The organism is Pseudomonas sp. LBUM1644, from assembly GCF_059716195.1.
The window spans coordinates 2,077,152-2,100,582 of sequence record NZ_CP166812.1; the positions used below are offsets into that span (position 1 = coordinate 2,077,152).

Sequence of the window (23,431 nt, forward strand, 5' to 3'; positions counted from 1 at the left end):
TGGCAACTGTTAGAAAGCAGCCGACGATTTCACATCATCGGCCGCTTTTCCGCGTTCAGCTGCCCGTTCCGCCCCCAGCACCGCCGGTGCCACCGCCGGCCGCTCCGGTGCCACCGCCTGCGCCAGAACCGCTGGTCCCACCATTGCCGCCATTGCCGCTACTCGACGAGCCCTTACCGCTGTTGCCGCCGCTGGAATCGTGCCCGCCCGAAGGTTCGCCCGGATTGTTGTTGGGCGACAGGGTCGAGCCGCTGGTTGCGCCCGACTTGGTGCCGGTTGCATCGGCACCATCGCCTGACGCCGCAAAAGTGCCCACGGACACGGCGGACAGCAATCCGGCCAGTAACAGAGAAGTGAATGACTTGGTGATCATGGTACGTCTCCAAAAATGAGTCGCTACCTGACGTTTGTCTGAGGGGCAGGGCGGTTGGTGCCGAATGGATGACGAGCGGTCAGCGCGCGTCTTCAGTCCACTGCCAGCTTTTGCTCAAGATTGCGCCGCACCTCAGGCCATTCATCATCAATGATGCTGAATCGCACCGAGTTGCGCTTGCGTCCGTCCGGCATGATCCGTTCGTGGCGCACGGTGCCTTCCTGCTGCGCACCGAGCCTGAGGATGGCATTGCGCGATTTCTGGTTGTTTTCGTCGGTGGTGAATTGCACCCGCACACAATCCAGCGCTTCGAAGGCATGGCGCAGCATCAGGTATTTGGCTTCGGTGTTGACGAAGGTTTTCTGCCAGCGGGCAGAGATCCAGCTGCTGCCGATTTCGAGCTTGCGGTTGAGTGGGTCGATTTTCCAGAAGCGCGTCGAGCCAATGACCTCGCCGGTGTCGTTGAGCACGATGACAAAGGGCATGACGGTTCCGGCATCACGGCCGTCGAGGGCTTTCTTGAGGTAGCCGCCGATGGTGGTCGGGGAGGGCACGACGGTGACGGTCAGGTTCCACAGCTCACCATCCTGTGCGGCATTGAGCAGCGCGTCGGCATCGCTGTACTGCAGGGGACGCAGGCTGATTCTTTGACCTTCCAGGGTTGTTTGCATCACGTCAATGTTCTCGGCAGATCGAGCGGGCGTTGGACGCCTATTACGCCGTACATGAGGTGGCCGACGCAACCACCGAAACGTGCAGGTGTCACACGCTAGACACCTCGCATCAGGAGCCAGGCCCATGAAGAATTTGCGGATCGCCACCTTCAACGTCAATGGCATGCGCGCCCGACTGCCGAATTTGCTGGCCTGGCTTGAGCGGGAAAAACCGGACATCGCCTGTTTGCAGGAATTAAAGTCGGTCGACAGCGCGTTTCCCGCTGCCGAGCTTGAGGCCGCGGGTTACGGTGCGATCTGGCAAGGCCAACCATCGTGGAACGGCGTGGCGATTCTGGCGCGGGATGCGCAGCCGCTGGAAAGTCGCCGAGGCCTGCCGGGCGATGACAGCGATACTCACAGCCGTTATCTCGAAGCCGCGGTGCATGGGATTTTGGTGGGCTGCCTGTACCTGCCGAATGGCAATCCACAACCGGGGCCGAAATTCGACTACAAGCTGGCGTGGTTCGAACGCTTGATCAACTACGCGCAAGCCCTCCAGGGTAGCGATCATCCGGTGGTGCTCGCCGGCGATTACAACGTAGTGCCCACTGACCTGGACATCTACAACCCGCGCTCCTGGCTCAAGGATGCGCTGCTGCAACCTGAGAGCCGCGAGTGTTACCAGCGTTTGCTCGACCAAGGCTGGACCGATTCCCTGCGATCTCTTTACCCGGAGGATCGGCTCTACACCTTTTGGGATTATTTCCGGCAGCACTGGCAGAAGAACTCGGGGCTGCGCATTGATCATCTGTTACTCAACCCGGCATTGAGTCCTTATTTGCATGAAGCCGGCGTCGATGCCTGGGTGCGCAACGAACCGCACGCCAGCGACCACGCGCCCACATGGATTCGGCTGGGTACGCGCAAGCGTCGTTGAGGGTATGTGCGTGGCGATTGGCTAAATCAATTATCGGTCGAAGCGCTTTATCCCTTATACATGGCGCCCATCGGCGGAATGATCCGCGGCACCTGCCTAAGGACTGAGCAATGAGCGAGCCACGCCTGGAGAATCTGAGTCTGTACTTGCAGCGCCTGGGGTTCACGGCGCCTCCCGCGCCGACGCTGGAGGCCCTGCGTCAACTTCAGTTGCGCCACACCGGCGCATTTCCCTTTGAAAATCTCAGCACATTGGCGGGCGAGCCGGTGCTCATCGACCTGCCCTCCATCGAGCAAAAAGTCCTGCACGAGGGGCGGGGTGGTTACTGCTACGAACTCAATCACCTGTTTCTGGCTTTGCTTCAGACGTTGGGTTTCGACGCTCGGGGCATCAGCGGCCGGGTGGTGATGGGCCAGCCCGAAGGCGCATGGACAGCGCGTACCCACCGCTTGAGCCTGGTGATACTGGACGGCGTGCGCTACGTCACCGACGTCGGCTTCGGCGGTATGGTTCCCACCGCGCCGCTGCTGCTCGATACGCCGGTCGAACAGCTCACCCCGCACGAAACCTATCGCATCGAGCAGCTGGTTGACGGCTATACGCTACGCGCCAACGTCGCCGGTGAATGGCGGGCGATGTACCTCTTCGATCTGCAACGCCAGGAAGACATCGACTACACCATTGGCAACTGGTACGTCTCGACCCATCCTGAGTCATCCTTCGTTAAACAATTGATGGTGGCCCGAACGGGCGAGGGATGGCGGCGCACGCTGAACAACGGCAGCTTTGCGATTCATCGGATCGGCATCGAGAGTGAGCGTCGTCGAGTGGCAGATGTTGATGAGTTGGTGGCATTGCTGCAGAGCGAGTTCGGTATTCGGGTGCCCGAACACGCGAAGCTCAAACAGGTGCTTGGGCGGTTGTTGGAGTCTTGAGTCAATCAAGGCTCCAGCACGCGATGAATTTCACTCAAGACCTCCGACAATTTTTTCTCCAGGGTTTTTAGCTCGGCAGCTGTGATCCCTTCTTTGAAATGCCCGGCATTCGCGATGGCGGTGTACTGGCTGGACGTCGTGCTTTTACTTCCATCGCCGAGCAGGGCCTGGCGCAAGGTGGTGTTGATCACCGTCTGATAACCAAACCCCTCACTCTCGGCCATGGCGCGGGCCGCTTCTATGACGACGTCATCGAGCATGATGGTGATACGGGTTTTTCCTTTGCCGGAGGCAACCGCTCCACGCTTGGCATTGCTGAAATCGTATTCGTCTTTCATTGATCAAGCCTCCGTATATCGACGCCGCTCATTTTTGGTAGCGATGCGTGCCGAAATGATTCGAACGAAATTCGGGTCACGATAGGTGTACGCAACGACCAACAAGCGCCCCCTGGCATCCAGCCCCATGATGATCCACCGTTGCTCATCGTGGTGGTTGTCCTGTAACGAGAGGGCCCTCCCGTCATAAAACACGGCCTCGGTTTCCGCGAGGCTGATTCCTTGGTGCTTTAATTTGTTAGCTGCGTTCTTTGCCTTGTGATACTGAATTTCGAATGACTTCATTATGCATACTTTATATGTATAAGCGAGAGAGGCGTCCGTACCGGTGGTCGCTTGGAACTCCAAAGACTAGCGGGCGAGGGAGGAAGTGAACGAAGGATGTATTGCAAGGTTTTTGCGGGGGGATGGCAGGGCAGGTAAAGGCTCAAATGGACACGTGTCCATAATCTGACTGGTTAGTTGTATACAACTCTATAGACATTTGTCCTGAGTCTTGCATACAGTGTGCGCATAACAAAAACCAGGGAACCCCCTAACATGAAAACGCCCCATGTTTCACACCAACGGCCCGAAGACGAAAATCTCGGGGTCGGCGCGAATATGGCTTACGGCCTGCAACATGTTTTGACCATGTACGGCGGCATCGTCGCGGTGCCGTTGATCATCGGTCAGGCGGCCGGGCTCTCGCCGGCGGACATCGGTTTGTTGATTGCTGCTTCATTGTTTGCGGGGGGGCTGGCGACTTTGCTCCAGACCCTTGGTTTACCCTTTTTCGGGTGTCAGTTACCGCTGGTACAGGGCGTTTCGTTTTCTGGCGTCGCGACCATGGTGGCGATTGTCAGCAGTGGCGGAGAGGGCGGTTTTCAGTCGATCTTGGGGGCGGTGATTGCGGCGTCCCTGATTGGTTTGCTGATCACGCCGGTGTTCTCGCGCATTACCAAGTTCTTTCCGCCGCTGGTCACGGGCATTGTGATCACCACCATCGGCCTGACGTTAATGCCGGTGGCCGCCCGCTGGGCCATGGGCGGTAACAGCCATGCCGCGGATTTCGGCAGCATGGCGAACATCGGGCTGGCGGCACTGACGCTGGTACTGGTGCTACTCCTCAGCAAGATCGGCAGCGCGACCATCTCCCGGTTGTCGATCCTGCTGGCCATGGTCATCGGTACGGTGATTGCGGTGTTCCTCGGCATGGCGGACTTTTCGTCCGTGTCCCAGGGCCCGATGTTCGGCTTCCCCACGCCGTTCCACTTCGGCATGCCGACCTTCCATTTTGCCGCGATCCTTTCGATGTGCATCGTCGTCATGGTGACGCTGGTGGAAACCTCGGCAGACATCCTCGCCGTCGGTGAAATCATCGGTACAAAAGTTGATTCCAAACGCCTGGGCAATGGTCTGAGGGCCGACATGCTGTCGAGCATGATCGCGCCGATCTTTGGCTCCTTCACCCAAAGCGCCTTCGCCCAGAACGTCGGGCTGGTGGCGGTGACCGGTATCAAGAGCCGCTTTGTGGTGGCGACTGGAGGCCTGTTCCTGGTGATCCTCGGCTTGCTGCCATTCATGGGGCGGGTGATCGCCGCTGTGCCGACCTCGGTCCTCGGCGGCGCCGGTATCGTGCTGTTTGGCACCGTGGCCGCCAGCGGTATTCGTACGCTGTCCAAGGTCGACTACCGCAACAACGTCAACCTGATCATCGTCGCCACCTCGATTGGTTTCGGCATGATCCCGATCGCTGCGCCGAACTTTTACGACCATTTCCCAAGCTGGTTCGCCACGATCTTCCACTCGGGCATCAGCTCCTCGGCGATCATGGCCATTGTGCTTAACCTGGCGTTCAACCACCTCACTGCCGGCAACTCCGATCAGCAGTCGGTGTTCGCCGCCGGTACCGAGCGTGTCCTGCGTTATCAGGATCTGGCCGCGTTGCGTGAAGGGGATTACTTCAGTGACGGCAAACTGCATGACTGCGACGGGAAAGAGATACCGGTGGTGGAGGTGGCTCATGGAGCGGACGAGCATCGAGCGGCGCACTCCAAAAGCAGTGAGCATGTGTAGCCGCTAAACCAAGATCAAAAGATCGCAGCCTGCGGCAGCTCCTACATGAATCCCTGTAGGAGCTGCCGCAGGCTGCGATCTTTTGATTTTTCGATGACCCACAAAAAAGCCCCTGAACCTTTCGATTCAGGGGCTTTTTCAATATTGCTGTCTGGCTCCACGACCTGGACTCGAACCAGGGACCCAGTGATTAACAGTCACTTGCTCTACCAACTGAGCTATCGCGGAATGGCGTGTATGTTACTGATTCAAAAAGAGAAGTCAAGCGTCTGTTAGTAACTTCACGGATTCATCGAGACGGACGGTGGTTTATGGGCCATTGGCGGTTACCAGAATCACTTCAGAGGTCTACCATGGCCGCCCGGAAGTGGTTACACGCGCTACCGGCCATTCGCCGAAAAGGTACGCGCCATGAATCACCCAATCCTCACACCTCAACACCCTGGAGTGTTCGCATGAGCATCGCACAGATCAGCCTGCCCAAGGGTGTCGGCCCTCATGCCGAGAAACTGTTCGACGCAATCACCCAGGCCAGCACCGCCGATGAACTGAACCGTGCGGGTGGCAAGGCTGAAGGGTTTGTCCTCGGCCTGGAAAGTACCAAGGCGATCAAGAGTCAGGTCGCTGAATCGCTCTATGTCGCCTTTGACGACGCGGCCAGCCAGCGTGCGACCGAGTTGGCTTAACCGCCGAAGGTCACAGTGCCGAGCATCAGTTTGGCGTAGAGCATCGTCGCGCCCAATTGCACCAGCCATAAGGCCAGTCCGCCGAGAAACACGCCTGCCGCTACTTGCAGTACCAGGTTGTTGCCGCGTTTGACCGGAGTACGGGGCACGAAGTGGTCCAGTTCATCGCGGTCGGCGCGAAGGTCATCGTTTTTCATGTGGGCTCTCATCGGAATTCAGGGTGTACACATAATTTGTAGGAGCTGTGTGGAGTTTAGAGGGCGCAGACATCGCTTTGACACTTATCTGAGACAAATAAAAAACGGGAAGCCAACAGGCTTCCCGTTTTTCGTACCGCGCGAGACTCAGATCACCGCAACGATGGCCTTGGTCACGACGTCGATGTTGCTCTGGTTCAACGCCGCCACGCAGATGCGGCCGGTGTCCAGGGCGTAGATGCCGAACTCGTTGCGCAGACGGGTCACTTGCTCAACCGTCAGGCCGGAGTAGGAGAACATGCCGCGCTGACGACCGACGAAGCTGAAATCACGCTGGGGAGCGTTTTTTGCCAGCAGGTCGACCATCTGGATGCGCATGCCGCGAATCCGCAGACGCATTTCGGCCAGTTCTTCTTCCCACTGTGCGCGCAGTTCCGGGCTGTTCAGTACAGCGGCGACGATGCTTGCACCGTGGGTTGGCGGGTTGGAGTAGTTGGTGCGGATCACGCGTTTGACTTGCGACAGTACGCGCGCGCTTTCTTCTTTCGATTCGCTGACGATCGACAGGGCGCCAACGCGCTCGCCGTACAGCGAGAAAGATTTGGAGAACGAGCTGGAAACGAAGAAGGTCAGGCCCGATTCAGCAAACAGGCGCACGGCAGCGGCGTCTTCGTCGATGCCATCGCCAAAACCCTGGTAGGCCATGTCGAGGAAGGGCACATGACCTTTGGCTTTCACCACGTCCAGGACGTTTTTCCAGTCTGCCGGGCTCAGGTCCACGCCAGTCGGGTTATGGCAGCAAGCGTGCAGCACAACGATCGAACCGGACGGCAGGGCGTTCAGGTCTTCGAGCAAGCCAGCACGGTTAACGTCGTGGGTTGCAGCGTCGTAATAACGGTAGTTTTGCACCGGGAAACCAGCGGTTTCGAACAGTGCACGGTGGTTTTCCCAGCTCGGGTCGCTGATCGCGACGACGGCATTGGGCAGCAGTTGCTTGAGGAAGTCGGCGCCGATTTTCAGGGCACCGGTACCGCCAACGGCTTGGGTGGTGATGACGCGGCCGGCGGCGATCAGCGGCGAGTCATTGCCAAACAGCAGTTTTTGCACAGCCTGGTCGTAGGCAGCGATGCCGTCGATCGGCAAGTAGCCACGAGAAGCGTGTTGAGCGACGCGAATCGTCTCGGCTTCGACAACGGCGCGCAGGAGTGGAATTCGCCCCTCCTCGTTGCAGTAAACACCGACCCCCAGGTTGACTTTGTTGGTGCGGGTATCGGCGTTGAATGCTTCGTTGAGGCCCAGGATTGGATCGCGTGGTGCCATTTCGACAGCGGAGAACAGGCTCATTTTTGCGGCAGCTCTGAATGGAGAATGGAGGGACGTGTGGCGCTCCAGCCGAATGCACTAGAGCGGTGCACAAACGGGGAGCTAGTATAGAGGTCATCTGCGATTGATGGCGACAGAGGATTCAGCTTTTACCGTAGGTTTTTTCGATTATTTTTCGACCATTAGTCGATTGCCAACGTCAAAGTCTTTACGCGATGTAGGACGTTTGCCTTGAAAGCGCGGGCATTCGACTCCACATTGAGCACAATCCAGTTTTTTCCTCGGGCGACGTCGGTCGTTTGCGGTCTTTCTCGTTCCTGGCCGGTTTGACCGGAGCCGGCGCGAACCAGAGGTAGTTCATGTCTGAATTCCAGCTAGTCACCCGCTTCGAGCCCGCCGGCGATCAGCCGGAAGCCATCCGCCTGATGGTCGAGGGTATCGAAGCCGGGCTGGCGCACCAGACGTTGCTCGGTGTGACCGGCTCGGGCAAGACCTTCAGCATCGCCAACGTCATCGCCCAAGTACAGCGCCCGACCCTGGTGCTGGCGCCGAACAAGACTCTGGCCGCGCAGTTGTACGGTGAGTTCAAGGCGTTCTTCCCGAACAACGCCGTCGAATACTTCGTTTCGTACTACGACTACTACCAGCCCGAAGCCTACGTGCCGTCGTCTGATACCTTTATCGAGAAAGATGCCTCGATCAACGATCACATCGAGCAGATGCGACTGTCCGCGACCAAAGCACTGCTGGAGCGCAAAGACGCGATTATCGTCACCACTGTGTCGTGCATCTACGGTTTGGGCAGTCCGGAAACCTATCTGAAAATGGTGCTGCACGTGGATCGCGGCGACAAGCTCGATCAGCGCGCGTTGCTGCGTCGCCTGGCGGACCTGCAATACACCCGCAACGACATGGATTTCGCCCGTGCGACCTTTCGGGTACGTGGCGATGTGATCGATATCCATCCGGCAGAATCCGATTTTGAAGCGATCCGCATCGAACTGTTCGATGACGAAGTCGAGAGCTTGTCCGCCTTCGATCCGCTGACTGGCGAAGTGATACGCAAGCTGCCGCGTTTCACGTTCTATCCGAAAAGCCACTACGTGACGCCACGGGAAACCCTGCTGGGTGCCATCGAAGGGATCAAGGTCGAGTTGCAAGAGCGCCTGGAATACTTGCGTTCCAACAACAAACTGGTGGAAGCGCAACGCCTCGAGCAGCGCACCCGTTTCGACCTGGAGATGATTCTCGAACTGGGCTACTGCAACGGCATCGAAAACTACTCGCGCTACCTGTCCGGTCGTGAATCCGGCCAGGCGCCGCCTACTTTGTTCGACTACCTGCCGGCTGACGCGTTGCTGGTGATCGACGAATCCCACGTCAGCGTGCCGCAGGTCGGCGCCATGTATAAGGGTGACCGTTCGCGTAAAGAGACGCTGGTTGAGTACGGTTTCCGTCTGCCATCGGCGCTGGACAACCGGCCGATGCGCTTCGATGAGTTCGAAAACATCAGCCCGCAGACGATTTTTGTCTCGGCGACACCGGGCAATTACGAGGCGGAGCACGCCGGTCGGGTGGTCGAGCAACTGGTGCGCCCGACTGGCCTGGTGGACCCGCAAATCGAAATTCGCCCGGCACTGACCCAGGTCGACGACCTGCTCTCGGAAATCGGCAAGCGCGTGGCGCTGGAAGAGCGGGTGCTGGTCACCACATTGACCAAGCGCATGTCCGAAGACTTGACCGATTACCTGGCAGATCACGGCGTGCGCGTGCGTTACCTGCACTCGGACATCGACACCGTGGAGCGGGTTGAAATCATTCGCGACTTGCGTTTAGGCACCTTCGATGTGCTGGTCGGAATCAACTTGCTGCGTGAAGGCCTGGACATGCCGGAAGTTTCGCTGGTGGCCATTCTCGACGCGGACAAGGAAGGTTTCCTGCGTTCCGAACGCTCGCTGATCCAGACCATCGGCCGGGCGGCGCGAAACCTCAATGGGCGGGCGATTCTGTATGCGGATCGCATCACCGGCTCCATGGAGCGCGCGATCGGCGAAACCGAGCGCCGTCGCGACAAGCAGATCGCCTACAACCTGGCCAATGGCATCACGCCCAAAGGTGTGTTCAAGGACGTGGCAGACATCATGGAAGGCGCTACCGTGCCCGGTTCGCGTAGCAAGAAGCGCAAAGGCATGGCCAAGGCCGCGGAGGAAAGCGCCAAGTACGAAGCCGAATTGCGCTCGCCGGGGGAAGTCGCCAAGCGCATTAAAGCTTTGGAAGAGAAGATGTACCAACTCGCCCGCGACCTGGAATTCGAAGCCGCGGCGCAGATGCGCGACGAAATCACCAAGCTTCGGGAGCGGTTGATCGCTGTCTGACGGCCACCTGTGTAGGAGCTGCCGAAGGCTGCGATCTTTTGATCTTGTTTTAAGAGCAAGGTCAAAAGATCGCAGCCTTCGGCAGCTCCTACAGGGGGGGGGCGCTTAGTGTGCTTCGCCGGCCTTGAGTCCTGCCGGCAACTTCCTGGTCAACAACACCGCAATCATGCTGATCCCCAGTGCAATCCCGACAAAGTGAAATGCATCGTTGTACGCCATGATCGACGCCTGCTGATGGGCGATTTCACTGAGCTTGCCCAGTGCCGCCGTCTCGCTGCCAAACCGATCCGTCAACGACGCCATCCGCTCGGCCACCTGCGGATTGGTCGGCACAATCGCTTCGCGCAAATAATCAAAGTACGTCTTGGTCCGCGCATCCAGTAACGTCGCGAGGAGGGCGATGCCGATCGCACCGCCAAGGTTACGCAGGATGTTGAACAGGCTCGACGCCGACCCCGCGTCCTGCGGCAGGATGTACGCCGTGGCGATCAGCGAAATGGTGACCATGATCAGCGGCTGACCCAGCGCGCGGATGATCTGGATCTGATTGAACTGCGGCCCGGCGAAGTCCGGGTTCAGCACCCCCGAAGAAAAACTCGCCAGCCCGAACAGCCCGAAGCCCAGGGTGCACAGCCATTTCGGCGAAACGTACTTCATCAGTTTCGGTACCAGCGGAATTAGAAACAGCTGAGGCACGCCCATCCACATGATCACTTCACCGATCTGCAGGGCGTTGTAGTTCTGGATCTGCGCCAGGTACAGCGGCAACAGATAGATCGAGCCGTACAGCCCGACCCCCATCCCGACACTGGAAATACTCGATAAACCGAAGTTGCGATTGCGCAGGATACCGAGATTGATCAGCGGGTTGGGCTTGGACGTTTGCACGATCACGAACGTGATCAGGCTGATCAGCGCAATGCTGCCCAGGGTCACGATCAGGTTCGACTCCAGCCAGTCCTTGCGATGGCCTTCCTCCAGAAACACCTGCAGGCATCCGAGGCCGACGCCCAGTGTGAGAATCCCTGCGTAGTCGGTGCTTTTCAGTAGCTCCCAGTGCGCTTCTTTCTTTTCCAGGCCATACATCAGGCCGGCGATCATGATCAGGCCGGGCGGTATGTTGATGTAGAAAATGTATTCCCAGCCCCAGTTTTCCGTGAGCCAGCCGCCGAGCGTCGGGCCGATCGAGGGTGCGAACGTCGCGGTCATGGCGAACATCGCCATGCCTTTGGCGCGGTGGTGTTCGGGCAGCTTGATCAGCGTCAGGGTGAACGCCAGTGGAATCAGCGCGCCGCCGGTAAAGCCCTGCAAGGCGCGGAAGATAATCATGCTCTCCAGGCTCCAGGCCATGGAGCAAAGCAGGGAGGCGGCGAGAAACCCGAGGGACACCCACACCGCCAGGCGCCGCGCCGACAGCAACTGCACCAGCCACGCCGTCAGCGGAATCATGATGATTTCCGCCACCAGGTACGACGTGGAAATCCACGAGCCTTCTTCCAGGGTCGCCGACAGCGCGCCTTGAATGTCCTTGAGCGAAGAGTTGGTGATCTGGATGTCGAGCACCGCCATGAAGGCGCCCAGCATCACACTCATTACCGCGATCCAGTCCCGCCGGCTCGGTTCGCCGACCGGGCTGATCAGTTGATCACCGGCCATCGTCAGGGGCGTCTTTGATGTTCACTTTGGCGGTGACCGACATGCCCGGACGGATCTTGCCGTGCAGCGGATTATTCGCGGCGAAGGTTAGTTTTACCGGAATCCGTTGTACGACTTTGGTGAAGTTGCCCGTGGCATTGTCCGGCGGCAACAGGCTGAACTGTGCGCCCGACGCGGCGAACAGACTGTCGACCCGCGCTTCGATCGGCGTGTCGCCGTAAGCATCAAAGGTCAGCTCGGCTTTCTGGCCGGGCTGCATGTGGCCGATCTGGGTTTCCTTGAAGTTGGCCTGAATCCAGATGTCCTGGTCCGGAACGATCGACATCAGATAGGCGCCGGCCTGCACGTATTGGCCTTCGCGGGCGGCGCGCTGGCCAATCAAGCCGCTGATGGGGGCGTGGATTTCGCTGCGGGTCAGGTTCAGTTCGGCCTGGGCCAGATCGGTCCTGGCGTTGGCGATCATGGCGTCGAGGCGTTTAATTTCCGCGCTCAGGGAATTCACTTGCTGGCGCTGACTTTGTGCGTCCGCCTGGGCCTTGGTCACTTGCGAGCGGGCAATGTGGTTGTCGGCGGACAGAGTAGTGACTCGCTCTTCGGACACATAACCCGGTTTGCGCAGGGTTTGCGCGCGGGACAAGTCGATCTGCGAGCGACCGAGGCTGGCCTGGCTGGAAGCGACTTGCGCCTCGCTGGCGGCGATCAGGCTGGCTTGCTGGGTCAGTTTGCTTTGCGCTTGCAGGCGTTCGGCCTGGCGGGTAGCGAGGGTGGCGTTGGCACGGTCGACAGCGAGGTGGAAGTCATCGCCCTCCAGCTTGATCAGCAGCTGGCCTTTCTCGACGTGCTGGTTGTCCTGCACCAGCACCTGATCGATGCGCGCGCCCAACTGGCTCGACACACGGGTGATCTCGCCCTGGACGTAGGCGTTGTCGGTGCTTTCATAAAACCGACCCTTGAAGAACCACTGGGCGAAAAAGCCCCCGGCAATCAGCAGGACGATCAACAGGAAGATAAACAGGCGACGCTTGAGTTGGGCAGGCATGGGGCTGACTGTAGTCGAGAAAGTATAAGGAAGTTAGCAGCAGGCGAATCTGTCATACAGCCGATAAACGGTAAATGCCAACGGCTGATATTTGGCTATTCACCACGGCTTAGGCGCGTTGTAGACGCAAACTTGGCTTAAATGCCCTGTTCACTGGAGCCAGTCGGGCAACGCCTGTTACCATTCGCCCTTTGTTTTATCTTTATTTCGAGACTTGCCATGACCACCGTCCGCACTCGCATCGCGCCATCGCCTACCGGGGACCCCCACGTAGGTACCGCTTACATCGCTTTGTTCAACTATTGCTTTGCCAAGCAGCATGGCGGTGAGTTCATCCTGCGGATTGAAGACACTGACCAATTGCGTTCGACCCGCGAGTCCGAACAACAGATCTTCGACGCCTTGCGCTGGTTGGGTATCGACTGGAGCGAAGGCCCGGACGTCGGCGGCCCACACGGTCCTTACCGTCAAAGTGAGCGTGGCGAGATTTATCAGAAGTATTGCCAGCAGCTTGTGGAGCTCGGCCACGCTTTCCCGTGCTTCTGCACCGCCGAAGAACTGGACCAGATGCGTGCCGAGCAAATGGCGCGCGGCGAAACCCCGCGTTATGACGGCCGTGCGTTGTTGCTGTCCGCGGAAGAAGTCGCGCGTCGCCTGGCCGCTGGCGAGCCGCACGTGATCCGCATGAAAGTGCCGAGCGAAGGCGTGTGCGTGGTGCCGGACATGTTGCGTGGCGACGTCGAGATCCCGTGGGATCGCATGGACATGCAAGTGCTGATGAAGACCGACGGCCTGCCGACGTACTTCCTGGCCAACGTGGTCGACGACCACTTGATGGGCATCACCCACGTCCTGCGTGGCGAAGAGTGGCTGCCGTCGGCGCCGAAACTGATCCTGCTTTACGAATACTTCGGCTGGGAACAGCCAGAGCTGTGCTACATGCCGCTGTTGCGTAACCCGGACAAGAGCAAGCTGTCCAAGCGCAAGAACCCGACCTCGGTCACGTTCTACGAGCGCATGGGTTTTATGCCAGAGGCCATGCTCAACTACCTCGGTCGCATGGGCTGGTCGATGCCGGACGAGCGCGAGAAATTCTCGTTGCAGGAAATGGTCGACCACTTCGACCTGAGCCGCGTCTCCCTCGGCGGGCCGATTTTCGACGTCGAGAAGCTCTCGTGGCTCAACGGCCAGTGGTTGCGTGACTTGCCGGTGGAAGAGTTCGCCAGCCGCTTGCAGACCTGGGCGTTGAACCCTGAGTACATGATGAAGATCGCACCGCACGTGCAGGGCCGCGTTGAAACGTTCAGCCAGGTCGCACCGCTGGCCGGATTCTTCTTCGCGGGTGGCGTCAACCCGGATGCCAAGCTGTTCGAATCGAAGAAGCTGTCGGGCGATCAGGTTCGCCAGTTGATGCAGTTGATCCTGTGGAAGCTCGAAAGCCTGCGTCAGTGGGAGAAGGACAGCATCACTGCGACGATTCAAGCGGTGGTTGAATCCCTGGAGCTGAAACTGCGTGACGCCATGCCGCTGATGTTTGCTGCGATCACTGGCCAGGCCAGCTCGGTGTCGGTGCTCGACGCGATGGAAATCCTCGGCCCGGACCTGACCCGTTTCCGCCTGCGCCAGGCTATCGACCTGCTCGGTGGCGTGTCGAAGAAGGAAAACAAGGAGTGGGAAAAACTCCTGGCCAACATCGCCTGATTCCGAAAAGATCGCAGGCTACGCGATCCCCTGTAGGAGCTGCCGAAGGCTGCGATCTTTTGATCTTGATCTCCGGTGGCCCCAAAAAGATCGCAGGCTGCGCCAGCGCCTACAGGTCTGCGTTCTTTCCCAAAGTCCCTGTTATTCGGGGGAAGGGCGGTAAGTGATTGTTATGTCGGCAAAAAACTTTGAAATATTTTAAAAATAAGTTTGACAGCTTTCCGATGCGCCATTAAGATTCGCCCCGTCCTCAGCGATGAGGGGCTATAGCTCAGCTGGGAGAGCGCTTGCATGGCATGCAAGAGGTCGACGGTTCGATCCCGTCTAGCTCCACCAATTTACACTTCAAGGCCTGGCCACACTGGCCCTGAAGCGATCAACACTCAGCGTTGATCCGTTGTATAGAAGGGTTTGCGTCCCCTTCGTCTAGTGGCCTAGGACACCGCCCTTTCACGGCGGTAACAGGGGTTCGAGTCCCCTAGGGGACGCCAGTTTTACAGAAGCGATGTTGCAAGATATCGCTCCGCCGTGAGGCGAAAAATCCGGGGCTATAGCTCAGCTGGGAGAGCGCCTGCATGGCATGCAGGAGGTCAGCGGTTCGATCCCGCTTAGCTCCACCAATTTTACAGTTCAAGGTCTGGCCACACCGGCCTTGAATCGATCAGCACTCAGCACTGATCAGTTGTATAGAAGGTTTTGCGTCCCCTTCGTCTAGTGGCCTAGGACACCGCCCTTTCACGGCGGTAACAGGGGTTCGAGTCCCCTAGGGGACGCCACGATTACCCGCTCTGCGGGATTTTATAAGGGTCATTCAATTATTGAATGGCCCTTTTGTTTGTCTGGCGTTTGGCCAAATCTCCCATTTCTTTCAAACTGATCTTCAGACCAGCGGTCACATCCACGACTTGCGAAAAATTATTATGAGAATAATATTCTAGTCGTAATATTCGGAGGCAACGATGAACGATAAAAAAGCTCAAACCCGCGAACGCATCCTCAAGGCTGCCAGCGCAGCGCTGATTCAGCGCGGCCCGGCCGAGCCAAGCGTGGGCGAAGTGATGGGCGCGGCCGGCCTGACGGTTGGCGGCTTCTACGCGCACTTCGAAAGCAAGGACGCGATGATGCTTGAAGCGTTCAAGCAACTGCTCGGGCATCGCCGTGAGCTGATTGCCGACATGGATGACCAGTTGACCGGAGAAGAACGTCGCGCGCTGGTTGCTGCGTTTTACCTGTCACGTAAACACCGTGATTCCTCGGAGTCGGCGTGCCCGATTCCGGCGTCGGTCGGCGAGCTGGGTCGTCTGCCGGAGGAGTTTCGTGTGGCGTTGAATGAACACCTGGAAATCATGGTCGCGCAGTTGGCGGCCAGCCCGGAAGACACCGATAAAGCCCTGGCCGATATGGCCTTGATGGTCGGTGGTTTGGCTCTGGCGCGTGCGTTGGGGCCAGGAGAGTTGTCCGATCGATTGCTGCGCGCCGCCAAGTCTGCGGTGCTATGACCTGAAGGCATTGGCCTGAGGAGTGAGAGCGATGAGCACGTTGAAGTGGGTTCGTGGCGTTAATGGCACCTTGGGCTGGTTCGCACCGAAACTGGTAGCGAGCAAAATGCGACTGGCGTTCATGACGCCACGAGAAATGCCGCCGCGTGATTGGGAATTGCCGCTGCTGGCGAAGTCCGAACGAATCACCTTGCGCTTCGGCCTCTCGGCCTTGCGCTGGGGGCAAGGCCCGGCGGTGTTGTTGATGCACGGTTGGGAAGGCCGGCCGACACAGTTTGCCAGCCTCATCACCGCACTGGTCGATGCCGGTTACACGGTGGTTGCCCTGGACGGCCCGGCTCACGGGCGTTCCCCAGGTCGCGAGGCGAATGTGGCGCTGTTCGCCCGAGCCATGCTTGAGGCCGCCGCCGAGTTGCCGCCGCTGCAAGCCGTCATCGGTCATTCGATGGGCGGCGCCAGTGCGATGCTCGCGGTCCAGTTGGGCTTGCGCACCGAAACCCTGGTGACGATCGCCGCTCCGGCGCGAATTCTCGGGGTGCTGCGTGGTTTCGCCCGCTATGTGCGACTGCCGCCGAAAGCCCGTTCGGCGTTCATTCGCCAGGTTGAGCAAGACGTTGGCATGCGCGCCGCGACCCTGGACGTTGCGCACTATCAGCTCGACATGCCAGGGCTGATCGTGCATGCCGAAGATGACTGCTACGTCTCGGTCAAGGAATCACAACTGATCCACGAATCCTGGTTCGACAGCCGATTGTTGCGCCTGGAAGCAGGCGGCCATCAACGGGTTCTCGCCGACCCGCGGGTGATTGATGGCGTGCTATCACTGCTGGCTGGCCGCAGCCTGCAATCGCGCCAATCGGCCTGAGCATCCGTTACACTGCCCCGGTCGAATTTATCTGACCGGGAGTGGGGCATGGGCTGGGATCGGGCAACGCCATTTATCATTGATCTGGAAGTGGGCGCCGAGGACATCGACGGACTGGGTCACGCGAATAACGCGGTCTACGTGACGTGGCTCGAACGCTGTGCCTGGCGCCACTCGCAACGGCTTGGCCTGGATCTGGTTGAGTATCGTCGGCTGGATCGGGCGATGGCGGTGGTACGGCACGAGATCGATTACCTGGCCGCCGCGTATGAAGGCGATGAATTGCAATTGGCGACCTGGATCGTCGATTGGGACCAGCGCCTGAAAATGACCCGGCACTTCCAGTTGAAGCGGCCCAGCGACAACACCACGTTGTTGCGGGCGCAAACCACCTTCGTTTGCATCGAACTGTCCACTGGCAAGCCCAAGCGCATGCCGACGGAGTTCATCGAAGGCTACGGCCCGGCGTTACAACTCCAGGCCTGACCCTGTCCTTGTAGGAGCTGCCGAGTGAAACGAGGCTGCGATCTTTTGATCTTGCTACTTTAAAATCAAAAGATCGCAGCCTTCGGCAGCTCCTACAGGGGTGAAACCTGTAAACTGCCGCACGTTTTTCGTCGAGTGTGTTTTTCATGCAAATTGCTTTGGCACCCATGGAGGGGTTGGTCGACAACATCCTGCGCGACGTGCTGACCCGTGTTGGCGGTATCGATTGGTGCGTGACCGAGTTCATCCGGATCAACGACCAACTGCTCACGCCGGCCTATTTCCATAAGTTCGGTCCTGAATTGCTGAACGGTGCGCGCACCGCTTCCGGTGTCCCGCTGCGGGTGCAGTTGCTCGGCTCCGACCCGGTGTGCCTGGCGGAAAATGCCGCGCTCGCTTGCGAGCTGGGCTCCGAGGTGATCGACCTGAACTTCGGTTGCCCGGCCAAGACGGTGAACAAGTCCCGTGGCGGCGCGGTGTTGCTAAAAGAGCCTGAGTTACTGAACCAGATCGTCGAGCACGTCCGTCGTGCGGTTCCAGCGCATATTCCGGTCACCGCCAAGATGCGCCTGGGTTTCGACAGCCCGGACGGTGCGTTGGTTTGCGCCACGGCCCTGGCTGAAGGGGGCGCGGAGCACATCGTGGTGCATGCGCGGACCAAGATGGACGGCTACAAGCCCCCAGCGCATTGGGAGTGGATTCCACGGGTGCAGGAAGTGGTGAACGTGCCGGTATTCGCCAATGGCGATATCTGGAGCGTCGAGGACTGGCGCCGTTGCCGCGAAATCAGCGGCGTGGAAGACATCATGCTCGGTCGCGGCCTGGTCTCGCGTCCCGACCTGGCCCGGCAAATCGCGGCGGCGCGGGCCGGTGAAGAAGTGGTCGAGATGACCTGGGCCGAGCTACTGCCACTGATTCAGGACTTCTGGCTGCAAGCCAAGGCGCAGATGACGCCACGCCAATCGCCAGGTCGCTTGAAGCAGTGGCTGGCGATGCTGACCCGCAATTATCCCGAAGCGGTTGAGCTGTTCACAGTACTGCGGCGTGAGACCGAACTGGATCATGTCTCGCGTTTGTTAGGCCTGCAGGTGGCTGAAGCCGCCTGAAAAAATCTTCAAACAATCTCTTGAAAAGCAATCAGCGGTCCTTATTTAAGGGTTACGCGATGCCGAATTCGGGTCGCGGAAATAAAAACTTGCTGATTGTTTTCAGGAGATTTGAACCATGAGTACTGCATTTTCCCTGGCCCCACTGTTCCGTTCCTCGGTAGGCTTCGACCGTTTCAACGACTTGTTTGAAACCGCCCTGCGCAACGAGCCAGGCAGCACCTATCCCCCTTACAACGTCGAAAAACACGGTGATGATCAATACCGCATCGTCGTGGCGGCGGCCGGTTTCCAGGAAGAAGACCTGGACCTGCAAGTCGAGAAGGGTGTGCTGACCATCAGCGGCGGCAAACGCGACGCGACTGAAGGCGTGACCTTCCTGCATCAAGGCATCGCCCAGCGCGCGTTCAAACTGTCGTTCCGCCTAGCCGATCACATCGAGATCAAGGCCGCCGACCTGCGTAACGGTCTGCTGAGCATCGACCTGCTGCGTGTGGTTCCAGAAGAGGCGAAAGCCAAGCGCATCCCGATCAACGGGGCGCAAAAGCCGGCTCTGCAACACTAAGGCCGAGCAACGAAAAGGGCGCCACTGGTGCCCTTTTTTTGTACCCATAATCTCGAACTTAACGCACGTTCCGTAGCAGCTGCCGAGCAGCGCGAGGCTGCGTTCGGCTCTGTAGCAGCTGTCGAGCAGCGCGAGGCTGCGTTCGGCTGCGAAGCAGTCGTAAAATCTGCAAGCGAGTTTTAAATGAAACTCCGCGGCGCTTGAATTCACGACTGCTTCGCAGCCGAACGCAGCCTCGCAGGCTCGGCAGCTGCTACAGGAGTTTCATGCGTCCCGGTGTTACTTCAAGAGTTTCAAAAACTCCTCCACCGGCAACGGCCGGCTGTGTAAATAGCCCTGGTAAAAGTGGCAACCCAGCCCCTGCAGGAACTCCAACTGCTCGGGCGTTTCCACCCCTTCGGCGATCACTTTCAATTCCAGGCTGCGAGCCATGGCGACGATGGCGCGGATGATCTCGGCGTCGTTGGGGTCGGTGGTGGCGTCGCGGATGAACGACTGGTCGATTTTCAGTGTGTCGACCGGCAGGCGCTTGAGGTAGGTCAGTGAGGAGTAACCAGTGCCGAAGTCATCCATGGCAAAGCTCACGCCGAGTTTTTTCAGGCGGCGCATTTTGCTGATCGTGTCTTCCAGGTTCTGGATGACGATGCCTTCGGTGATTTCCAGCTTCAACAGTGAGCAGGGCAGACCGTGGCTGACGAGGCTGTGTTCGATGCGTTCGACGAAGTCGTTCTGGCGGAACTGCCGTGGGCTGATGTTCACGCACAGGCTGAAGTCGAGCGGATCCATCAACCCCTGGACCATCAACTGTTTGAAAGCCTCGCAGGCTTCGTCGACGATCCACGTGCCGACCTCCAGGATCAACCCGCTGTCCTCCAGGACCTTAATGAACTCGGTCGGTGATTGCTCGCCGAGTTCCGGATGGTTCCAGCGCACCAGCGCTTCGGCGCCGACGATGCGGTTGTCCCGGGCATCCACCTGGGGTTGGTAATGCACGCGAAATTCGCCCCGGGAAAGCGCCAGGCGCAAGTCAGTCTCCATGCGCAGGCGTTCGCTCGCGGCCTTTTGCATGGTGTTGTGATACATCTGCGTGGTGTTGCGGCCCGAATCCTTGGCTCGATAGAGCGCGATGTCAGCCCGTTTGAGCAGGTCGGTCGGCGTAGACCCGTGGTCGGGAATCAGCGCAATGCCGATACTCGGTGTGACCTGCAGGCGTTGCCCGTCGAGGAACATCGGCTCGGACAGCAGTTCACGCAAGGTGTCCGCCAACTCCCGAACCTGATCGCTGACTTCGTTGCGCGAGCCTTCCAGGCCGCTGAGCAATACCACGAATTCATCGCCGCCGAGCCGCGCCACGGTGTCTTCCATGCGCACGCTGGCCTCGAGGCGCGCGGTGATGATTTTCAGCACGGTGTCGCCCACCGGATGGCCGAGCGAATCGTTGATGTGCTTGAAGTGATCGAGGTCGAGAAACAGCAAAGCGCCGCGCAGGTTGTGGCGCTTGAGCAGGGCGATCTGCTGGCTCAGGCGATCCATCAACAGTGCGCGGTTGGGCAGGTTGGTCAGCGGGTCGTGATAAGCCAGGTGACGGATCTGCGCTTCGGCGTTTTTCAGCAGGCTGACGTCCCGTGCGGTCAGCAACAGGCAAGCCGTTTCGTTCAGGGTGATCGGTTCCACCGAGACTTCCACGGTCAGCAGCTCGCCACGTTTATTGCGCCCGAGCATTTCCTGGTGATGCACCCGGCCCTTGAGCTGCAACTCGGCCAACAGCGCCGAGCGCTGTTTCTCTTCGGCCCAGATACCGACCTGATACACCGTACGGCCGACCACCTCGTCGGCGCGATAGCCGGTCAGGCGGCAGAAACCGTCGTTGACTTCCAGATAGCGCCCGGTGTCGCGCTCGGTGATGGTGATCGCGTCGGGGCTGGAGTGGAAGGCCTTGGCGAATTTCTCTTCACTGGCCTTGAGCAACGCTTCCGAACGTTGCTGTTGGGTGATGTCGCGCAGGGTGGTGACGATGCACGGCTGTTCGCCGACGCTGATCTGGCGGCCGGAAATCACACAGGTCAGGGATCGACCGTCCTTGTGCTGAACCTGGATCGCCACGTTACTCAAGTCTTGTTCGCGGATGACTTGCTCGATCCGTTGCAGGCTTTTCGCCGAGGCATCCCACAAGCCGATTTCGTCAGCGCTGTAGCCAATCACGTCGGCGGCGCTCCAGCCGAACGTCTGGGTGAAGCTGGAATTGATTTCGATGAACTGGCCAGTATCCTGGCGGGTGACGCAGATCGGGTCCGGGCTGACCTGGAACAGGGTGGCGAATTTCTCTTCAGACGCCACCAATCGCTGCTCGCGTTCCACCTGGTCGGTGATGTCGAGCAGGGTGCCAGCCATGCGCAGCGGGACGCCTTTTTCATCGCGGTAGAGGCGGGCGCGGCTTTCCAGGTAACGCGAACTGCCATCCGGCAGTTGCACGCGGTAGGTCAGCTGATAGTTGCCGGCCGGACCTTCGCGCAGGCTGCGGTAGGCGTCGCGCATGGAGCCGCGCTCTTCGTCGGGCACGCCTTCGAAAAACTCGTCGAAGGACTCATGGAAGGGGATTGGCTCCAGCCCGTGCAACTGCGCCGCGCGCGCCGAGCCGTACAGCATGCCGCTGGGTATGTGCCAGTCCCACGTGCCGAGTTGCGCTGAATCCAGGGCCAGGTCGAGACGCTCCTGGCTGTCTTTGAGGGCTTGCTCGGCGACTTTGCGTTCGGTGGTATCGAGGAAGGTGCTCAGCAGATAGGGCTGCCCCTCGAGCTCGACCTTTTGCGCGCTGAGGATGCCGTCGTGGATCTGGCCATTGCTGGCGCGAAACTGCACTTCCATGCTGATCAGCTCGCCTTTGGCCTTGGTGGCCCTGACCAGTTTTTCCCGTTGCTCCGGATGCACCCACAGGCCGAGTTCGAGGGTGGTACGGCCAATCGCATTCTGCACCGGCCAGCCGAACAGGCTTTCGAAATACTGGTTGGCTTCAGTGATCAGGCCGTCTTCCTGGCGGGTCAGCAGCACCATGTTCGGGCACAGGTGAAACAGCGTCGCGAAGCGTTTTTCGGAACTGCTCAACGCCTGTTCGCGCTGGCGCTGTTGAGTAATCTCACGAATCACGCCAATCATCCTGGGGTGGCCGTGCTTGTCCGGCACCAGGCTGCCGTTGATCTCCAGCCAGTGCAGGCTGCCGTCAGGCCAGCGGATGCGGTGGTGCATCGCCTGCTCCAGCGGCGCGCCGGCGATCACCGCGTCGAAGGCGCGAACGGTTTTCGCCCGATCCTCCGGGGGCAACAAATCGAGGTATTCCAGATCCGCCGGCAGCGGTTGCCGGGGATCGAAACCAAACAATGCCTGGGTGCCTCTCGACCAACTGATCTGCCCACGTTCGATGTCCCAATACCATGCGCCCAAGCGAGCGCCATTGAGCGCGGCCAGCAATTGTGGCGCGCTTTCCCAGCTTTGCTCGGACCGTTTGGGGTCGAGCGCCTGTATACGCGGCATCGGCGGAATACGATCAACAGATTTCGGCATTGGCAAGCCTTAGGCTGAAAGGGGTGTTAGGCACTGGATTTCGCGGCTCTATAGAAGTAGCACAACTCAGCCTTGTTTCCCTGGCAGATCGATTTGCGCATCCAGCAGCGCCATAAAGGCCCGTGCCGCGTTCGACAGCGTCCGTTCCGTGTGCAGGATATAGCCTAGCTGGCGAGTGAGTTGTATGCCCGGCAAAGGTATTCGCGCAACCTGATCATCGAGCATTGTGCGCGGCAACACACTCCAGGCCAGACCGATCGAGACCATCATCTTGATGGTTTCCAGATAATTGGTGCTCATGGCGATGTTCGGCGTCAGGCCCTGGGCTTCGAACAGGCGCTGGACGATGTGGTGGGTAAACGTGTTTCCACCAGGGAAAACGGCGGGGTGCAGGGCGATATCCGCCAGGCTGACCGCACCGTTGCTGATCAGCGAATGTTCCGGGGCGACCACGAAATCCAGCGGGTCGTCCCACACCGGCGTGGCCTTGACCAGCGTATGCGGCTCTGGCGCCAACGTAATGACGGCCAGTTCGGCGCGGCCATGGAGGATTTCTTCATAGGCCACTTCCGAATCGAGGAACTGAATATCCAGCGCCACCTGTGGGTAACGCCGGGTGAACTCCCTTAATAGAGGCGGCAAGCGGTGCAGGCCAATGTGGTGACTGGTGGCCAGCGTAAGACGGCCGGACACTTCGCCGGTCAGGTTGGTCAGCGCTCGGCGGGTGTCGTCCAGCACATTGAGGATTTGGTAAGCCCGCGGCAACAGAGCGCGTCCGGCCTCGGTCAGGCCGACTTCACGACCCAGCCGATCGAACAGGCGCACCTTCAATTGCTGTTCCAACCCGGCGATGCGTTTGCTGATCGCCGGTTGCGTCAGGTGCAACCGTTCGCCCGCGCCGGAGAAGCTGCCAGTCTCGGCAATCGCGATAAAAGCGTTGAGGTTGGCCAGATCCATTGTTGTATTCCAGTTGGTTATCCAAAGCATAAAAAATATGAATTTGAGTTATTTAATGTAACCCCCTAGGATCGACCTCACAAGCCAAGGGGTTATTGAATCGTTCAAAACCCAGGGCATA

Annotated in this window: 21 protein-coding genes and 5 tRNA genes; 15 read left to right on the plus strand and 11 right to left on the minus strand. The window is 59.2% G+C overall.

Going from position 1 to position 23,431, the window contains the following annotated elements:
* Positions 1-55: 55 nt before the first annotated feature.
* Together ACA052_RS09315 and ACA052_RS09320 are read right to left on the minus strand one after the other, a co-directional pair.
* Positions 56-373, minus strand: a complete 318-nt coding sequence (locus ACA052_RS09315) for a hypothetical protein (protein WP_497649399.1) — start codon at positions 371-373, stop codon at positions 56-58.
* A 92-nt stretch (positions 374-465) separates the two neighbouring features.
* The gene (locus ACA052_RS09320) at positions 466-1,044 is read right to left on the minus strand and encodes a GNAT family N-acetyltransferase (protein WP_497650285.1); all 579 of its coding nucleotides are present in this window, start codon (positions 1,042-1,044) and stop codon (positions 466-468) included.
* Between the two features lie 127 nt (positions 1,045-1,171).
* Between ACA052_RS09320 and xth the strand changes: the two genes are divergently transcribed.
* Positions 1,172-1,966, plus strand: coding sequence for an exodeoxyribonuclease III (gene xth / locus ACA052_RS09325; protein ID WP_497649400.1), 795 nt, complete (start codon positions 1,172-1,174; stop codon positions 1,964-1,966).
* A 110-nt stretch (positions 1,967-2,076) separates the two neighbouring features.
* Positions 2,077-2,901 (plus strand): arylamine N-acetyltransferase family protein, encoded by an 825-nt coding sequence (locus ACA052_RS09330; RefSeq protein ID WP_497649401.1) that lies wholly within the window; start codon positions 2,077-2,079, stop codon positions 2,899-2,901.
* 5 nt (positions 2,902-2,906) lie between these two features.
* Here ACA052_RS09330 and ACA052_RS09335 read toward each other — a convergent pair whose 3' ends face one another.
* Together ACA052_RS09335 and ACA052_RS09340 are read right to left on the minus strand one after the other, a co-directional pair.
* Positions 2,907-3,239, minus strand: coding sequence for a BrnA antitoxin family protein (locus ACA052_RS09335; RefSeq protein WP_497649402.1), 333 nt, complete (start codon positions 3,237-3,239; stop codon positions 2,907-2,909).
* A 3-nt stretch (positions 3,240-3,242) separates the two neighbouring features.
* Positions 3,243-3,524 (minus strand): BrnT family toxin, encoded by a 282-nt coding sequence (locus ACA052_RS09340; protein ID WP_497649403.1) that lies wholly within the window; start codon positions 3,522-3,524, stop codon positions 3,243-3,245.
* 255 nt (positions 3,525-3,779) lie between these two features.
* On the opposite strand from ACA052_RS09340, the gene ACA052_RS09345 reads away from it, so the two are divergent.
* Complete coding sequence (locus ACA052_RS09345) at positions 3,780-5,297, plus strand: nucleobase:cation symporter-2 family protein (RefSeq protein WP_497649404.1); 1,518 nt, start codon at positions 3,780-3,782, stop codon at positions 5,295-5,297.
* 152 nt (positions 5,298-5,449) lie between these two features.
* On the opposite strand, the gene ACA052_RS09350 is transcribed toward ACA052_RS09345, so the two are convergent.
* A tRNA-Asn gene (locus ACA052_RS09350) sits at positions 5,450-5,525 on the minus strand.
* A gap of 227 nt (positions 5,526-5,752) precedes the next feature.
* Here ACA052_RS09350 and ACA052_RS09355 point away from each other — a divergent pair.
* Positions 5,753-5,983: a hypothetical protein gene (locus tag ACA052_RS09355; RefSeq protein WP_497649405.1), complete on the plus strand. Its 231-nt coding sequence runs from the start codon at positions 5,753-5,755 to the stop codon at positions 5,981-5,983.
* Here the strand turns inward: ACA052_RS09355 and ACA052_RS09360 are convergent.
* Positions 5,980-6,180: a hypothetical protein gene (locus ACA052_RS09360; RefSeq protein ID WP_497649406.1), complete on the minus strand. Its 201-nt coding sequence runs from the start codon at positions 6,178-6,180 to the stop codon at positions 5,980-5,982. The genes ACA052_RS09355 and ACA052_RS09360 overlap by 4 nt on opposite strands.
* A gap of 147 nt (positions 6,181-6,327) precedes the next feature.
* Positions 6,328-7,524, minus strand: a complete 1,197-nt coding sequence (locus tag ACA052_RS09365) for an amino acid aminotransferase (protein ID WP_497649407.1) — start codon at positions 7,522-7,524, stop codon at positions 6,328-6,330.
* Between the two features lie 338 nt (positions 7,525-7,862).
* Between ACA052_RS09365 and uvrB the strand changes: the two genes are divergently transcribed.
* The gene (gene uvrB, locus ACA052_RS09370) at positions 7,863-9,878 is read left to right on the plus strand and encodes an excinuclease ABC subunit UvrB (protein ID WP_497649408.1); all 2,016 of its coding nucleotides are present in this window, start codon (positions 7,863-7,865) and stop codon (positions 9,876-9,878) included.
* 105 nt (positions 9,879-9,983) lie between these two features.
* On the opposite strand, the gene ACA052_RS09375 is transcribed toward uvrB, so the two are convergent.
* Both ACA052_RS09375 and ACA052_RS09380 read right to left on the minus strand, forming a co-directional pair.
* Positions 9,984-11,534 carry an MDR family MFS transporter gene (locus tag ACA052_RS09375; protein ID WP_497649409.1) on the minus strand — a complete coding sequence of 517 codons (1,551 nt, stop codon included), beginning with the start codon at positions 11,532-11,534 and terminating at the stop codon, positions 9,984-9,986.
* Positions 11,524-12,573, minus strand: a complete 1,050-nt coding sequence (locus ACA052_RS09380; protein WP_497649410.1) for an HlyD family secretion protein — start codon at positions 12,571-12,573, stop codon at positions 11,524-11,526. The genes ACA052_RS09375 and ACA052_RS09380 overlap by 11 nt, the downstream gene beginning before the upstream one ends.
* A gap of 219 nt (positions 12,574-12,792) precedes the next feature.
* On the opposite strand from ACA052_RS09380, the gene gltX reads away from it, so the two are divergent.
* The 10 genes from gltX (at position 12,793) to ACA052_RS09430 (ending at position 18,795) form a co-directional block, all read left to right on the plus strand.
* On the plus strand, positions 12,793-14,274 hold the full coding sequence (gene gltX, locus ACA052_RS09385) for a glutamate--tRNA ligase (RefSeq protein WP_497649411.1): 1,482 nt from the start codon (positions 12,793-12,795) through the stop codon (positions 14,272-14,274).
* A 260-nt stretch (positions 14,275-14,534) separates the two neighbouring features.
* Positions 14,535-14,610, plus strand: a tRNA-Ala gene (locus tag ACA052_RS09390).
* A gap of 79 nt (positions 14,611-14,689) precedes the next feature.
* Positions 14,690-14,765 (plus strand) — tRNA-Glu (locus ACA052_RS09395).
* Positions 14,766-14,818: 53 nt separating this feature from the next.
* Positions 14,819-14,894, plus strand: a tRNA-Ala gene (locus ACA052_RS09400).
* 80 nt (positions 14,895-14,974) lie between these two features.
* Positions 14,975-15,050, plus strand: a tRNA-Glu gene (locus tag ACA052_RS09405).
* Between the two features lie 183 nt (positions 15,051-15,233).
* Complete coding sequence (locus tag ACA052_RS09410; RefSeq protein WP_497649412.1) at positions 15,234-15,773, plus strand: TetR/AcrR family transcriptional regulator; 540 nt, start codon at positions 15,234-15,236, stop codon at positions 15,771-15,773.
* 31 nt (positions 15,774-15,804) lie between these two features.
* Positions 15,805-16,638 carry an alpha/beta fold hydrolase gene (locus ACA052_RS09415; RefSeq protein ID WP_497649413.1) on the plus strand — a complete coding sequence of 278 codons (834 nt, stop codon included), beginning with the start codon at positions 15,805-15,807 and terminating at the stop codon, positions 16,636-16,638.
* A gap of 48 nt (positions 16,639-16,686) precedes the next feature.
* Complete coding sequence (locus ACA052_RS09420; RefSeq protein ID WP_497649414.1) at positions 16,687-17,124, plus strand: acyl-CoA thioesterase; 438 nt, start codon at positions 16,687-16,689, stop codon at positions 17,122-17,124.
* A gap of 146 nt (positions 17,125-17,270) precedes the next feature.
* Positions 17,271-18,230: a tRNA dihydrouridine synthase gene (locus tag ACA052_RS09425; RefSeq protein ID WP_497649415.1), complete on the plus strand. Its 960-nt coding sequence runs from the start codon at positions 17,271-17,273 to the stop codon at positions 18,228-18,230.
* Positions 18,231-18,348: 118 nt separating this feature from the next.
* Positions 18,349-18,795: an Hsp20 family protein gene (locus ACA052_RS09430; RefSeq protein ID WP_497649416.1), complete on the plus strand. Its 447-nt coding sequence runs from the start codon at positions 18,349-18,351 to the stop codon at positions 18,793-18,795.
* A 279-nt stretch (positions 18,796-19,074) separates the two neighbouring features.
* Here ACA052_RS09430 and ACA052_RS09435 read toward each other — a convergent pair whose 3' ends face one another.
* Together ACA052_RS09435 and ACA052_RS09440 are read right to left on the minus strand one after the other, a co-directional pair.
* Positions 19,075-22,353, minus strand: coding sequence for an EAL domain-containing protein (locus tag ACA052_RS09435; RefSeq protein ID WP_497649417.1), 3,279 nt, complete (start codon positions 22,351-22,353; stop codon positions 19,075-19,077).
* A gap of 66 nt (positions 22,354-22,419) precedes the next feature.
* Entirely contained in the window at positions 22,420-23,310 is an 891-nt protein-coding gene (locus ACA052_RS09440; protein ID WP_497649418.1) for a LysR family transcriptional regulator, read from the minus strand.
* Positions 23,311-23,431 lie beyond the last annotated feature (121 nt).

Excerpts from the sequence above, each read along its gene's own strand:
- ACA052_RS09315 (WP_497649399.1), bottom strand. The coding sequence starts at position 373 with ATGATCACCAAGTCATTCACTTCTCTGTTACTGGCCGGATTGCTGTCC.
- ACA052_RS09320 (WP_497650285.1), bottom strand. The coding sequence starts at position 1,044 with ATGCAAACAACCCTGGAAGGTCAAAGAATCAGCCTGCGTCCCCTGCAG.
- xth (WP_497649400.1), top strand. The coding sequence starts at position 1,172 with ATGAAGAATTTGCGGATCGCCACCTTCAACGTCAATGGCATGCGCGCC.
- ACA052_RS09330 (WP_497649401.1), top strand. The coding sequence starts at position 2,077 with ATGAGCGAGCCACGCCTGGAGAATCTGAGTCTGTACTTGCAGCGCCTG.
- ACA052_RS09335 (WP_497649402.1), bottom strand. The coding sequence starts at position 3,239 with ATGAAAGACGAATACGATTTCAGCAATGCCAAGCGTGGAGCGGTTGCC.
- ACA052_RS09340 (WP_497649403.1), bottom strand. The coding sequence starts at position 3,524 with ATGAAGTCATTCGAAATTCAGTATCACAAGGCAAAGAACGCAGCTAAC.
- ACA052_RS09345 (WP_497649404.1), top strand. The coding sequence starts at position 3,780 with ATGAAAACGCCCCATGTTTCACACCAACGGCCCGAAGACGAAAATCTC.
- ACA052_RS09355 (WP_497649405.1), top strand. The coding sequence starts at position 5,753 with ATGAGCATCGCACAGATCAGCCTGCCCAAGGGTGTCGGCCCTCATGCC.
- ACA052_RS09360 (WP_497649406.1), bottom strand. The coding sequence starts at position 6,180 with ATGAAAAACGATGACCTTCGCGCCGACCGCGATGAACTGGACCACTTC.
- ACA052_RS09365 (WP_497649407.1), bottom strand. The coding sequence starts at position 7,524 with ATGAGCCTGTTCTCCGCTGTCGAAATGGCACCACGCGATCCAATCCTG.
- uvrB (WP_497649408.1), top strand. The coding sequence starts at position 7,863 with ATGTCTGAATTCCAGCTAGTCACCCGCTTCGAGCCCGCCGGCGATCAG.
- ACA052_RS09375 (WP_497649409.1), bottom strand. The coding sequence starts at position 11,534 with ATGGCCGGTGATCAACTGATCAGCCCGGTCGGCGAACCGAGCCGGCGG.
- ACA052_RS09380 (WP_497649410.1), bottom strand. The coding sequence starts at position 12,573 with ATGCCTGCCCAACTCAAGCGTCGCCTGTTTATCTTCCTGTTGATCGTC.
- gltX (WP_497649411.1), top strand. The coding sequence starts at position 12,793 with ATGACCACCGTCCGCACTCGCATCGCGCCATCGCCTACCGGGGACCCC.
- ACA052_RS09410 (WP_497649412.1), top strand. The coding sequence starts at position 15,234 with ATGAACGATAAAAAAGCTCAAACCCGCGAACGCATCCTCAAGGCTGCC.
- ACA052_RS09415 (WP_497649413.1), top strand. The coding sequence starts at position 15,805 with ATGAGCACGTTGAAGTGGGTTCGTGGCGTTAATGGCACCTTGGGCTGG.
- ACA052_RS09420 (WP_497649414.1), top strand. The coding sequence starts at position 16,687 with ATGGGCTGGGATCGGGCAACGCCATTTATCATTGATCTGGAAGTGGGC.
- ACA052_RS09425 (WP_497649415.1), top strand. The coding sequence starts at position 17,271 with ATGCAAATTGCTTTGGCACCCATGGAGGGGTTGGTCGACAACATCCTG.
- ACA052_RS09430 (WP_497649416.1), top strand. The coding sequence starts at position 18,349 with ATGAGTACTGCATTTTCCCTGGCCCCACTGTTCCGTTCCTCGGTAGGC.
- ACA052_RS09435 (WP_497649417.1), bottom strand. The coding sequence starts at position 22,353 with ATGCCGAAATCTGTTGATCGTATTCCGCCGATGCCGCGTATACAGGCG.
- ACA052_RS09440 (WP_497649418.1), bottom strand. The coding sequence starts at position 23,310 with ATGGATCTGGCCAACCTCAACGCTTTTATCGCGATTGCCGAGACTGGC.